Below are 12,289 nucleotides of genomic sequence, written 5' to 3'. Positions count from 1 at the left end.
CGTGTCTATTCGCGTCGCCAACCTCACGGTTATCGTCAGCTCAAAGAGGCGCAGAGTGTCGGTTGCCTGTATTTCATACGGAAACACAGCGCAATTATCAGGGGAACAGTCTGGGTGTTACTCTCCAGAGAAGCTTCCTTATTACCGGTAAGGACTGCAACCCGCAGCCCGCTAACTGCCTGAAAGATCAATACGTCTTACGCCATTGCTGCGTTGATGATCGGTCGGGCAAAATTGGGTCATTCCGGAAAAGTTCTTGTTTTAACAAGATTCAACACGGAAACAACCTCATTATTCCACTGCTAACCTTGTTATAGCAAGATGACTTTTGCCATTTATCACCCGGTTACTCACAGTTTTTTCACTTCCGCGTAGTGATTGCTTTAATAACCACCAAATCGGCGATGTCAAACTTAAGTAATAAGGTATAGCAGTTAATATAAGCATAGAAAAATGTGTGGCGCGAATCTTGATGGCTATTTAAAATCGGCCCCCATGAAAACAGAGACTCCAGCCGTAAAAACAGTTGCCATTACTGCCGACGAAGCAGGGCAACGCATCGACAACTTTTTGCGCACCCAGCTTAAGGGCGTGCCGAAAAGTATGATTTATCGCATTTTGCGTAAAGGCGAAGTGCGGGTGAACAAAAAACGCATTAAACCCGAGTACAAACTCGAAGACGGGGACATTGTGCGTATTCCACCTGTGCGTGTCGCTGAACGTGAAGAAGAGGCCATTTCACCAAATCTGCAGAAGGTCGCGGCGCTGACCGATGTCATTTTATATGAAGATGACCACATTCTGGTGCTTAACAAACCTTCGGGCACGGCCGTGCACGGCGGCAGCGGACTTAGCTTTGGCGTCATTGAAGGCTTACGCGCGCTGCGTCCGGAAGCGCGTTTCCTTGAGCTGGTGCATCGCCTCGATCGGGATACATCCGGTGTGCTGTTGGTAGCCAAAAAACGCTCAGCCTTACGTTCGTTGCATGAACAACTGCGTGAAAAAGGCATGCAGAAAGACTACCTCGCGCTGGTCCGAGGCCAGTGGCAGTCGCATGTTAAATCCGTGCAGGCGCCGCTGTTAAAGAACATTCTGCAAAGCGGCGAGCGTATCGTGCGGGTGAATCAGGAAGGCAAACCATCGGAAACACGCTTTAAAGTGGAAGAGCGCTACGCGTTTGCTACGCTTGTGCGCTGCAGTCCGGTGACCGGACGCACGCACCAGATTCGTGTGCATACGCAATATGCCGGACATCCGATTGCCTTTGACGATCGCTACGGCGACCGCGAGTTCGATAAGCAACTGGCGGATACCGGGTTGAGCAGGCTGTTTTTGCACGCCGCAGCATTGAAGTTTACTCATCCGGGGACGGGGGAAGTGATGCGTATTGAAGCGCCGATGGATAAGCAGTTGAAGCGCTGTCTCGAAGTATTACGCAGCAAAGGCTGATGCGCGTTGCGATTTTATCGCGCTAAATTTGTAGGCCTGATAGCGACGTAAACGTCTTATCAGGCCTACGTGATTACGCCTGTCAGCAGTTCTTTAATCATGCGTTCAGCGGGTTCATCTCTTCCCGCCGCAGCATTTGACATAATGCAATCAGTGGTAAACCGATCAAGGTATTTGGATCGCGACCTTCCAGGCGCTCAAAGAGTGCTATACCCAATCCTTCGCTTTTAAAACTACCGGCACAATGCAGCGGACGCTCTTTGCGCACGTAATCTTCAATTTCAGTTTCGCTTAAATGACGAAAATGAACGTCAAACGGCTCAACTTCAGTTTGTAAATGTCCGGTTGCAGAATTATACAGCGCAAGACCGGTATAAAACGTCACAATATTGCCACGGGCTTTGAGTAATTGCTGGCGCGCATTTTCTTCTGTTAATGGTTTACCGGTTATTTCACCATCAAGAACACAAATTTGATCGGATCCGATAATCAGATGCGAGGGATAACGGTGGGCGAGTGATTGCGCTTTTTGCTGCGCCAGTCGCAACACCAGGTGACGCGGTGCTTCGCCCGGTAACGGCGTTTCATCAACTTCAGGTGCTGCGCATTCGAACGGAATAGCCAGTTTTTCCAGTAAAGCGCGACGCCAGGGAGAGGTGGAAGCAAGAATAAGTTGAGGCATATTTTTTCCCTCGCATATAGCGTATTGATGAGAGCCATTTTAAACTATGGACTTCGTCCTGCAAGCTGGCTGTATTGGCTTGTGTTGAGCGATTTTAAGTCGATGACCCGCAATGTGTGCGAATTATTGGCAAAAGGCAACCACAGGCTGCCTTTTTCTTTGACTATATGACGTTACAAAGTTAATATGCGCGCCCTATGCAAAAGGTAAAATTACCCCTGACTCTTGATCCGGTTCGTACGGCTCAAAAACGCCTGGATTATGAAGGTATCTATACTTCTGATCTGGTTGAGCGTGTCGCCGATTCTGTAGTCAGTGTGGACAGTGATGTGGAATGCTCCATGTCGTTCGCTATCGATAACCAGCGTCTTGCCGTTATAACCGGTGATGCGAAGGTTTCGGTTACGCTCGAATGTCAGCGTTGCGGGAAACCGTTCCCACTTCATGTACACACAACATATTGTTTTAGTCCTGTCCGTTCTGACGAACAGGCTGAAGCACTCCCGGAAGCGTATGAGCCGATTGAGGTTAACGAATTCGGTGAAATCGATCTGCTTGCAATGGTTGAAGATGAGATTATCCTCTCCTTGCCGGTAGTTCCGGTGCATGATTCTGAACACTGTGAAGTGTCCGAGGCGGACATGGTCTTTGGCGAATTGCCTGATGAAGCGCAAAAACCAAACCCATTTGCCGTATTAGCCAGCTTAAAGCGTAAGTAATTGAGGAGTAAGGTCCATGGCCGTACAACAGAATAAACCAACCCGTTCCAAACGTGGCATGCGTCGTTCTCATGACGCTCTGACCGCAGTCACCAGCCTGTCTGTAGACAAAACTTCTGGTGAACAACACCTGCGTCACCACATCACTGCCGACGGTTTCTACCGCGGCCGTAAGGTAATCGCTAAGTAATCACGCATGACTCAATGACTTTCCCACTACGGTGAGAAAGACATAGAGTACACGCGTGATGAAGCTTAGTGAGGCTTTCCCCGGGTAACTGGGGAAACACCTAACCGGGCAGCGACGATACCTTGACACGTCTAACCCTGGCGTTAGATGTCATGGGGGGAGATTTTGGCCCTACCGTGACAGTGCCTGCAGCATTGCAGGCACTGAATTCTAACTCGCAACTCACACTTCTTTTAGTCGGGGATCCCGATACAATCACGCCATTACTTGCCAAAGCTGACTTCGAACAACGTTCACGTCTGCAGATTATTCCTGCTCAGTCAGTTATTGCCAGTGATGCCCGGCCCTCGCAAGCTATTCGCGCCAGTCGTGGAAGCTCAATGCGTGTTGCCCTGGAGCTCGTGAAAGAAGGTCGAGCGCAAGCTTGTGTGAGCGCCGGTAACACAGGCGCGCTAATGGGACTTGCGAAATTATTGCTCAAACCCCTTGAGGGGATTGAACGTCCCGCATTGGTGACGGTTTTACCGCATCAGCAAAAGGGTAAAACGGTGGTGCTGGATTTAGGCGCCAACGTGGATTGTGATAGCACGATGTTGGTGCAATTTGCCGTCATGGGTTCCGTGCTGGCAGAAGAGGTGGTTGGCATTGCCAGGCCTCGTGTTGCGTTGCTCAATATCGGTGAAGAAGAAACTAAGGGTCTCGACAGTATTCGGGATGCTTCTGCAGTGCTAAAAACAATCCCTTCCATCAATTATATCGGCTATCTTGAAGCCAATGAGTTGCTGACCGGCAAAACGGATGTGTTGGTCTGTGATGGCTTTACGGGTAATGTCACATTAAAGACGATGGAAGGTGTTGTCAGAATGTTCCTTTCATTGCTGAAATCTCAGGGTGAGGGTAAAAAACGGTCGTGGTGGCTGCTGTTATTAAAACGTTGGTTACAAAAAAGCCTGACAAGGCGATTTAGTCACCTCAACCCCGACCAGTATAATGGCGCCTGTCTGTTAGGATTGCGCGGCACGGTGATTAAGAGTCATGGTGCGGCCAATCAGCGAGCATTTGAAGTCGCGATTGAACAGGCAGTGCAGGCGGTGCAGCGACAACTTCCTCAACGAATTGCCGCTCGCCTGGAATCTGTATACCCAGCTGGATTCGAACTGCTGGACGGTGGCGAAAGCGCAAACTCGCGAGCACACAGATAACGGTGCGTTTGTGAATGCTGCCAGCGTACCGGCGATTTGCTCGTAGCGGTATATAACCAAAAAGTGACTGAGCGTACATGTATACGAAGATTATTGGTACTGGCAGCTATCTGCCTGAACAAGTGCGTACTAACGCCGATTTGGAAAAAATGGTCGAGACATCTGATGAGTGGATCGTCACTCGTACAGGTATCCGTGAACGCCATATTGCAGCGCCAAACGAAACAGTTGCGACGATGGGCTTTGCCGCCGCAAACCATGCAATTGAAATGGCGGGCATCGACAAAGAACAAATTGGTCTGATTGTGGTTGCCACCACATCATCCACTCACGCATTTCCAAGCGCGGCATGCCAGATCCAAAGTATGCTGGGGATCAAAGGCTGCCCGGCGTTTGACGTTGCGGCCGCTTGTGCCGGTTTCACCTATGCCCTGAGCGTTGCCGACCAGTACGTTAAGTCTGGCGCAGTGAAGCATGCTTTGGTGGTGGGCTCTGATGTTCTGGCGCGTACCTGTGATCCAACCGATCGCGGCACGATCATTATTTTCGGTGATGGCGCGGGTGCGGTTGTACTGAGCGCATCAGAAGAACCAGGTATTCTCTCCACCCATCTACATGCTGATGGCCGCTATGGTGAGCTGTTGACGTTGCCTAATGCCGATCGCGTGAATCCGGAGAACCCGATTCACCTGACGATGGCAGGTAATGAAGTCTTTAAAGTCGCGGTGACTGAGCTTGCACACATCGTTGATGAAACGCTGGAAGCAAATAACCTCGATCGTTCTGCGCTGGACTGGCTGGTACCGCATCAGGCAAACCTCCGAATTATCAGCGCAACAGCGAAAAAGCTGGGTATGTCGATGGATAATGTTGTCGTGACGCTCGACAGACATGGTAATACCTCTGCTGCCTCCGTACCGTGCGCGCTGGACGAAGCCGTCCGCGACGGGCGTATAAAAGCTGGGCAGTTGATATTGCTTGAAGCCTTCGGGGGTGGATTCACCTGGGGCTCCGCGCTGGTTCGTTTCTAGTATAAGGATTTAAACATGACGCAATTTGCATTTGTGTTTCCGGGGCAGGGTTCCCAGACCGTTGGGATGTTGTCTGAAATGGCAGCAAGCTACCCAATTGTTGAAGAAACTTTTGCTGAAGCATCGGCTGCGCTGGGCTATGATCTGTGGGCGCTGACTCAGCAGGGTCCGGCCGAAGAACTGAATAAAACCTGGCAGACGCAGCCAGCACTGTTGACCGCATCTGTCGCGCTTTATCGCGTATGGCAGCAGCAGGGTGGTAAAACACCTGCGCTGATGGCAGGTCACAGCTTGGGCGAATACTCTGCGCTAGTCTGTGCGGGTGTTATCGGTTTTGCCGATGCCGTACGTCTGGTTGAACTGCGCGGCAAATTCATGCAGGAAGCCGTACCGGAAGGCACTGGCGGCATGTCTGCGATTATCGGTCTGGACGACGCTGCTATCGCTAAAGCATGTGAAGAGTCTGCTGAAGGCCAGGTGGTTTCACCGGTAAACTTTAACTCACCGGGTCAAGTGGTTATTGCCGGACACAAAGAAGCCGTAGAACGTGCTGGCGCAGCATGTAAAGCTGCGGGGGCGAAACGCGCTCTGCCGCTGCCGGTCAGCGTTCCTTCTCACTGCGCGCTGATGAAGCCAGCTGCTGAGAAACTGGCCGTTGAGCTGCAAAAAATCACCTTTAACGCACCGACCGTTCCGGTTGTGAACAACGTCGACGTGAAGTGCGAAACCACCGCAGACGCTATTCGCGATGCGCTGGTTCGCCAGCTATACAGCCCGGTTCAGTGGACTAAAACCGTTGAATTTATGGCATCCCAGGGCGTTGAGCACTTGTATGAAGTTGGTCCGGGCAAAGTTCTGACCGGTTTGACGAAACGTATTGTTGACACCCTGACTGCTTCGGCACTGAATGAGCCGGCGGCACTGTCTGCGGCGCTAGAGCAATAAAAGAGGAAGACCATGAGTTTTGAAGGAAAAATCGCGCTGGTTACTGGTGCAAGCCGTGGCATTGGCCGCGCAATTGCTGAGACACTCGTTGCCCGTGGCGCGAAAGTTATCGGTACTGCAACCAGCGAAAGCGGCGCGCAGGCTATTAGTGATTACTTAGGTGCAAATGGTAAAGGTCTGATGTTGAATGTGACCGATCCGGCATCTATCGAATCGGTTCTGGAAAATATTCGCGCAGAATTTGGTGAAGTCGATATCCTGGTCAATAATGCTGGGATTACTCGTGATAACCTGTTAATGCGCATGAAAGATGACGAGTGGAACGATATCATCGAAACCAACCTGTCATCTGTTTTCCGTCTGTCAAAAGCGGTAATGCGCGCTATGATGAAAAAGCGTCATGGGCGTATTATCACTATCGGTTCTGTGGTTGGTACCATGGGAAATGCGGGTCAGGCTAACTACGCTGCGGCGAAAGCAGGTCTGATCGGCTTCAGTAAATCACTGGCGCGCGAAGTTGCGTCTCGTGGCATTACTGTAAACGTTGTTGCTCCGGGCTTTATTGAAACGGACATGACGCGTGCGCTGTCTGATGATCAGCGTGCGGGTATTCTGGCGCAGGTTCCTGCGGGTCGCCTTGGCGGCGCTCAGGAAATCGCCAGTGCGGTTGCATTTTTAGCTTCTGACGAAGCAAGTTACATCACAGGTGAGACTTTGCACGTCAACGGCGGGATGTACATGGTTTAACCACGATGAAAAATATTTGCGTTATTGTAGGTCTTGGCCTCAAAATAACGTAAAATCGTGGTAAGACCTGCCGGGATTTAGTTGCAAATTTTTCAACATTTTATACACTACGAAAACCATCGCGAAAGCGAGTTTTGATAGGAAATTTAAGAGTATGAGCACTATCGAAGAACGCGTTAAGAAAATTATCGGCGAACAGCTGGGCGTTAAGCAGGAAGAAGTAACCAACAATGCTTCCTTCGTTGAAGACCTGGGCGCGGATTCTCTTGACACCGTTGAGCTGGTAATGGCTCTGGAAGAAGAGTTTGATACTGAGATTCCGGACGAAGAAGCTGAGAAAATCACTACCGTTCAGGCTGCCATTGATTACATCAACGGCCACCAGGCGTAAGTGAACATCTCCAGGCGGTCATTCGACCGCCTGAGTTTTATCTTTTTATCCCACTTGAATTATTTTCCCTCCCTGGAGGACAACCGTGTCTAAGCGTCGTGTAGTTGTGACCGGACTGGGCATGTTGTCTCCTGTCGGCAATACCGTAGAGTCTACCTGGAAAGCTCTCCTTGCCGGTCAGAGTGGCATCAGCCTGATCGACCATTTCGATACTAGCGCCTATGCAACGAAATTTGCTGGCTTAGTAAAGGATTTTAACTGTGAAGACATTATCTCGCGCAAAGAACAGCGCAAGATGGATGCTTTCATTCAATATGGAATTGTCGCTGGCGTTCAGGCCATGCAGGATTCTGGCCTCGAAATAACGGAAGCGAACGCCCACCGTATTGGCGCCGCCATCGGCTCTGGTATTGGCGGTCTCGGTCTTATCGAAGAAAACCATACCTCTCTGGTAAATGGTGGACCGCGTAAGATCAGCCCGTTCTTCGTTCCGTCGACGATTGTTAATATGGTGGCAGGTCACCTGACCATCATGTACGGCCTGCAAGGGCCAAGCATCTCCATCGCGACCGCCTGTACTTCAGGCGTGCATAACATCGGTCATGCTGCACGTATCATTGCATACGGCGATGCGGACGCGATGGTTGCGGGTGGTGCAGAAAAAGCCAGTACGCCGCTGGGCGTGGGTGGTTTTGGCGCGGCACGAGCGCTGTCTACACGTAATGATAACCCGCAAGCGGCAAGCCGTCCGTGGGACAAAGAACGTGATGGCTTTGTGCTGGGCGACGGCGCAGGCATGGTTGTACTGGAAGAGTACGAACATGCGAAAGCGCGCGGTGCAAAAATTTATGCTGAAGTCGTTGGCTTTGGTATGAGCAGCGATGCTTACCACATGACGTCGCCACCAGAAAACGGTGCAGGCGCAGCACTGGCCATGGTCAACGCATTGCGTGATGCGGCTATTGAAGCGGGTCAAATCGGTTATGTCAACGCACATGGTACATCCACTCCGGCAGGCGATAAAGCGGAAACCCAGGCAGTGAAATCTGTCTTTGGCGATGCGGCAAGCCGTGTGATGGTCAGCTCCACTAAATCCATGACAGGACACCTGTTGGGTGCGGCGGGCGCGGTAGAGTCCATTTTCTCTATCCTGGCGCTGCGCGATCAGGCTATTCCGCCAACCATCAACCTGGATAACCCGGATGAAGGTTGTGACCTGGACTTCGTTCCGCACGAAGCGCGTCAGGTTAGTGGTCTGGAGTACACGCTGTGTAACTCCTTCGGCTTTGGCGGCACCAACGGCTCTTTAATCTTTAAAAAGATTTAACTCCGTCAGGTGATGCGCCAGCATCGGTAGTAAACTAAAAAAGGTCCGCTTGTCGGGCCTTTTTTTATTCAGTTTTCTGCCCTTGTCCTGTGTTACTCATCCTGCCAAACTAGCGGACCAGAAATAAGGAGCCACCATGTTCTTAATTAATGGCTGCGAGCAGAATATGCTGTCCGCAAGCGATCGAGCAACCCAGTTTGGGGATGGCTGTTTTACCACTGCGCGTATTATCGACGGCGAAATTTGCCTCTTTTCAGCGCATCTCGCACGTTTACAGGATGCCTGCCAAAAATTGCTGATCTCTTTCGAAGATTGGTCAGCACTGCAAAGTGAAATGAAAATGCTGGCGCATGGGCACGCGCGCGGCGTGTTGAAAGTCATTATCAGCCGAGGCAGTGGCGGGCGGGGCTATAGTGGTACAAGTTGTCACAGTGCCACACGTATACTCTCTGTTTCTGCCTGGCCCGATCATTACGATCGTTGGCGGCAAGAAGGAATAACCCTGGCGTTAAGCCCTGTGCGTCTGGGACGTAATCCGCTGCTTGCTGGACTTAAGCATCTGAATCGACTCGAGCAGGTGTTGATTCGCTCTCATCTTGAGCAGACGGACGCAGATGAAGCACTGGTTCTTGACAGTGAGGGATGGGTTACGGAATGCTGTGCGGCTAATTTGTTCTGGCGTAAGGGTGATGTGGTTTACACTCCCCGGCTGGAACAGGCTGGCGTGAATGGCATTATGCGACAATTCTGTATCCGGATGCTGGCACAATCGTCGTTCAGTATTGTCGAAAAGTATGCCGGGTTGGAAGAGGTTATGCAGGCCGATGAAATCGTCGTCTGTAATGCCTTAATGCCTGTTATTCCCGTGCGTGCCTGTGGCGACACACTGCTGTCTTCACGTTTGTTATTCGATTTTTTAGCCCCACTTTGTGAGCACCCGAATTAGTCATGAAAAAACTGTTACTCGTTGTCCTGTTATTGCTGGTTGTGCTGGGCATTGCCGCAGGAGTGGGAATGTGGAAAGTTCGCCATCTGGCGGACAGTAAGTTATTGATTAAAGAAGAGACGATTTTTACGCTGAAAGCGGGTACGGGCCGTCTGGCTCTTGGCGAACAGCTGTATGCGGACAAAGTTATCAATCGCCCGCGCGTGTTCCAGTGGCTGCTGCGTGTTGAACCCGACCTGTCACATTTTAAAGCAGGAACCTACCGTTTTACGCCTGACATGACGGTGCGGGATATGCTGCAACTGCTGGAAAGTGGCAAAGAGGCGCAGTTCCCGTTACGTCTGGTTGAAGGGATGCGTCTGAGTGATTACCTCAAACAACTGCGCGATGCGCCGTATATCAAACATACGCTAAGTGATGATAGTTACGAGACCGTTGCCCAGGCGCTGAAGCTGGAAAACCCGCAATGGGTGGAAGGCTGGTTCTGGCCAGATACCTGGATGTATACCGCGAATACCACCGACGTGGCGCTGCTAAAACGCGCGCATCAGAAAATGGTTAAAGCGGTGGATGCCGTCTGGGAAGGACGCGCAGACGGCCTGCCTTATCAGGATAAAAACCAGTTGGTCACCATGGCCTCTATTATTGAAAAAGAAACCGCGGTTGCCAGCGAGCGCGACCAGGTGGCTTCAGTGTTTATTAACCGCTTACGTATTGGCATGCGTTTGCAGACCGATCCGACGGTGATTTACGGAATGGGGGCACGGTATAATGGCAAATTATCGCGTGTGGATTTAGATACCCCAACCGCCTATAACACCTATACCATTACGGGGCTGCCGCCTGGCCCGATTGCCATGCCGGGCGAGGCTTCGTTACAGGCCGCAGCACATCCAGCCAAAACGCCGTATCTCTATTTCGTGGCTGACGGTAAAGGCGGCCACACGTTTAACACCAATCTTGCCAGCCATAATCGGTCCGTGCAGGATTACCTGAAAGTGCTTAAGGAAAAAAATGGGCAGTAACTATATCGTCATCGAGGGCCTGGAAGGCGCCGGAAAAACCACTGCGCGTAACGTGGTGGTTGAGACACTTGAGCAACTCGGTATTCGTGACATGGTGTTTACCCGCGAGCCTGGTGGAACGCAGCTTGCAGAGAAACTAAGAAGTCTGGTGCTGGACATTAAGTCGGTTGGTGACGAAATTATTACCGACAAAGCCGAAGTTCTGATGTTCTACGCCGCGCGCGTGCAACTGGTTGAAACCGTTATTAAACCTGCGCTGGAAAAAGGTAAATGGGTTATTGGCGATCGTCACGATCTGTCGACTCAAGCGTATCAGGGCGGCGGACGCGGCATCGATCAACACATGCTGGCAACCCTGCGCGATGCGGTGCTCGGCGATTTTCGCCCGGACCTGACGCTCTATCTGGATGTAACTCCAGAAGTCGGCTTAAAACGTGCCCGTGCTCGTGGCGAGCTGGATCGTATCGAGCAGGAATCTTTTGATTTCTTTAATCGCACCCGCGCACGCTATCTTGAACTCGCCGCTAAAGACGCCAGCATTCGTACTATTGATGCTACGCAGCCGCTGGAGGCTGTAATGGCTGATATCCGTAATACCATCACCCAGTGGGTGAAGGAGCAGGGCGCATGAAATGGTACCCATGGTTACGACCGGATTTTGAAAAACTGGTAGCCAGCTACCAGGTGGGTCGTGGTCACCATGCGTTACTGATTCAGGCATTACCCGGCATGGGCGACGACGCACTGATTTACGCGCTCAGCCGCTATTTAATGTGTCAGCAACCGGAAGGGCATAAAAGCTGTGGTCAGTGCCGGGGCTGTCAACTGATGCAGGCGGGGACACATCCTGACTACTATTCGCTGTTGCCGGAAAAAGGCAAAAGCGCACTGGGGGTTGATGCGGTACGCGAAGTCAGTGAAAAGCTCTACGAACATTCGCGCCTTGGCGGTGCGAAAGTGGTGTGGATCCCTGATGCTGCTCAGCTAACCGATGCTGCCGCTAATGCGTTGCTGAAAACGCTGGAAGAACCGCCCGCGCAAACCTGGTTTTTCCTTGCCAGCACAGAGCCAGCTCGCTTGCTGGCGACATTACGCAGCCGCTGCCGGTTACACCATCTTGCGCCGCCGCCTGAGTCATATGCAACTTCCTGGCTTGCCCGTGAAGCAACAGCGTCGTCAGAAGCGCTGTTGAGCGCGTTACGCCTTAGCGCAGGTTCGCCTGGTGCGGCCCTGACGCTGTTACAGGCCGAAAGCTGGTCGCACCGCACCGATTTTTGTGCGGCACTGTCGAACACATTAAACACAGGTGACTGGTATATACTGCTCGCGGCGTTAAATCACGATCAGGCTCCCACCCGTTTACACTGGCTGGCAACATTGTTGACGGATGCGTTGAAACGCCCATACGGAGTTTCCCATTTAACGAATCCAGATGCTCTGGACCTGATATCTTCTATCGCTGAGCGGTTATCCGTTGCCCAAATACAGGCGATACTCGGTGACGTTTGTCATTGCCGTCAGCAGTTGCTGAACGTGACGGGTTTAAACCGCGAACTGGTGTTAACCGATCTTATCCTGCGTATTGAACATTACCTGCAACCAGGCACCGTATTGCCTGTTCCCCATCTTTGAGAG

Annotated in this window: 14 protein-coding genes; 13 read left to right on the top strand and 1 reads right to left on the bottom strand. The window is 51.6% G+C overall.

Going from position 1 to position 12,289, the window contains the following annotated elements; genetic code table 11:
• The first annotated feature begins 495 nt into the window (after window positions 1-495).
• Entirely contained in the window at window positions 496-1,449 is a 954-nt protein-coding gene (gene rluC, locus OGX99_RS22210; protein ID WP_187252642.1) for a 23S rRNA pseudouridine(955/2504/2580) synthase RluC, read from the top strand.
• A 97-nt stretch (window positions 1,450-1,546) separates the two neighbouring features.
• Here rluC and OGX99_RS22205 read toward each other — a convergent pair whose 3' ends face one another.
• A complete protein-coding gene (locus OGX99_RS22205; RefSeq protein ID WP_151218936.1) occupies window positions 1,547-2,131 on the bottom strand; it encodes a Maf family protein in 585 nt (194 codons plus the stop codon).
• 197 nt (window positions 2,132-2,328) lie between these two features.
• Between OGX99_RS22205 and yceD the strand changes: the two genes are divergently transcribed.
• The 12 genes from yceD to holB all read left to right on the top strand — a co-directional run bounded on the left by yceD (window position 2,329) and on the right by holB (window position 12,286).
• Window positions 2,329-2,850: a 23S rRNA accumulation protein YceD gene (gene yceD / locus OGX99_RS22200; protein WP_003036239.1), complete on the top strand. Its 522-nt coding sequence runs from the start codon at window positions 2,329-2,331 to the stop codon at window positions 2,848-2,850.
• A gap of 16 nt (window positions 2,851-2,866) precedes the next feature.
• The gene (gene rpmF, locus OGX99_RS22195) at window positions 2,867-3,040 is read left to right on the top strand and encodes a 50S ribosomal protein L32 (protein WP_003036242.1); all 174 of its coding nucleotides are present in this window, start codon (window positions 2,867-2,869) and stop codon (window positions 3,038-3,040) included.
• A gap of 122 nt (window positions 3,041-3,162) precedes the next feature.
• Window positions 3,163-4,242: a phosphate acyltransferase PlsX gene (gene plsX / locus OGX99_RS22190; RefSeq protein WP_151225245.1), complete on the top strand. Its 1,080-nt coding sequence runs from the start codon at window positions 3,163-3,165 to the stop codon at window positions 4,240-4,242.
• Window positions 4,243-4,319: 77 nt separating this feature from the next.
• Window positions 4,320-5,273: a beta-ketoacyl-ACP synthase III gene (gene fabH, locus OGX99_RS22185; RefSeq protein WP_151218934.1), complete on the top strand. Its 954-nt coding sequence runs from the start codon at window positions 4,320-4,322 to the stop codon at window positions 5,271-5,273.
• A gap of 15 nt (window positions 5,274-5,288) precedes the next feature.
• Complete coding sequence (gene fabD, locus OGX99_RS22180) at window positions 5,289-6,218, top strand: ACP S-malonyltransferase (RefSeq protein ID WP_151218933.1); 930 nt, start codon at window positions 5,289-5,291, stop codon at window positions 6,216-6,218.
• 12 nt (window positions 6,219-6,230) lie between these two features.
• The gene (gene fabG / locus OGX99_RS22175; protein WP_003036255.1) at window positions 6,231-6,965 is read left to right on the top strand and encodes a 3-oxoacyl-ACP reductase FabG; all 735 of its coding nucleotides are present in this window, start codon (window positions 6,231-6,233) and stop codon (window positions 6,963-6,965) included.
• Between the two features lie 154 nt (window positions 6,966-7,119).
• On the top strand, window positions 7,120-7,356 hold the full coding sequence (gene acpP, locus OGX99_RS22170) for an acyl carrier protein (protein ID WP_000103754.1): 237 nt from the start codon (window positions 7,120-7,122) through the stop codon (window positions 7,354-7,356).
• Window positions 7,357-7,441: 85 nt separating this feature from the next.
• Window positions 7,442-8,683 (top strand): beta-ketoacyl-ACP synthase II, encoded by a 1,242-nt coding sequence (fabF, locus tag OGX99_RS22165; RefSeq protein WP_151218932.1) that lies wholly within the window; start codon window positions 7,442-7,444, stop codon window positions 8,681-8,683.
• Window positions 8,684-8,819: 136 nt separating this feature from the next.
• On the top strand, window positions 8,820-9,629 hold the full coding sequence (pabC, locus tag OGX99_RS22160; protein ID WP_151218931.1) for an aminodeoxychorismate lyase: 810 nt from the start codon (window positions 8,820-8,822) through the stop codon (window positions 9,627-9,629).
• A 2-nt stretch (window positions 9,630-9,631) separates the two neighbouring features.
• Window positions 9,632-10,654: a cell division protein YceG gene (yceG, locus tag OGX99_RS22155; RefSeq protein ID WP_187260027.1), complete on the top strand. Its 1,023-nt coding sequence runs from the start codon at window positions 9,632-9,634 to the stop codon at window positions 10,652-10,654.
• Window positions 10,644-11,285: a dTMP kinase gene (gene tmk / locus OGX99_RS22150; protein ID WP_151225249.1), complete on the top strand. Its 642-nt coding sequence runs from the start codon at window positions 10,644-10,646 to the stop codon at window positions 11,283-11,285. Before yceG ends, tmk begins: the two co-directional genes overlap by 11 nt.
• Entirely contained in the window at window positions 11,282-12,286 is a 1,005-nt protein-coding gene (gene holB, locus OGX99_RS22145) for a DNA polymerase III subunit delta' (RefSeq protein WP_278238165.1), read from the top strand. The genes tmk and holB overlap by 4 nt, the downstream gene beginning before the upstream one ends.
• Window positions 12,287-12,289 lie beyond the last annotated feature (3 nt).

This window comes from Citrobacter sp. Cu096 (assembly GCF_030332285.1).
Classification (GTDB): Bacteria; Pseudomonadota; Gammaproteobacteria; order Enterobacterales; family Enterobacteriaceae; genus Citrobacter; species Citrobacter meridianamericanus.
This window is presented reverse-complemented; position numbering and strand designations above follow the sequence as displayed.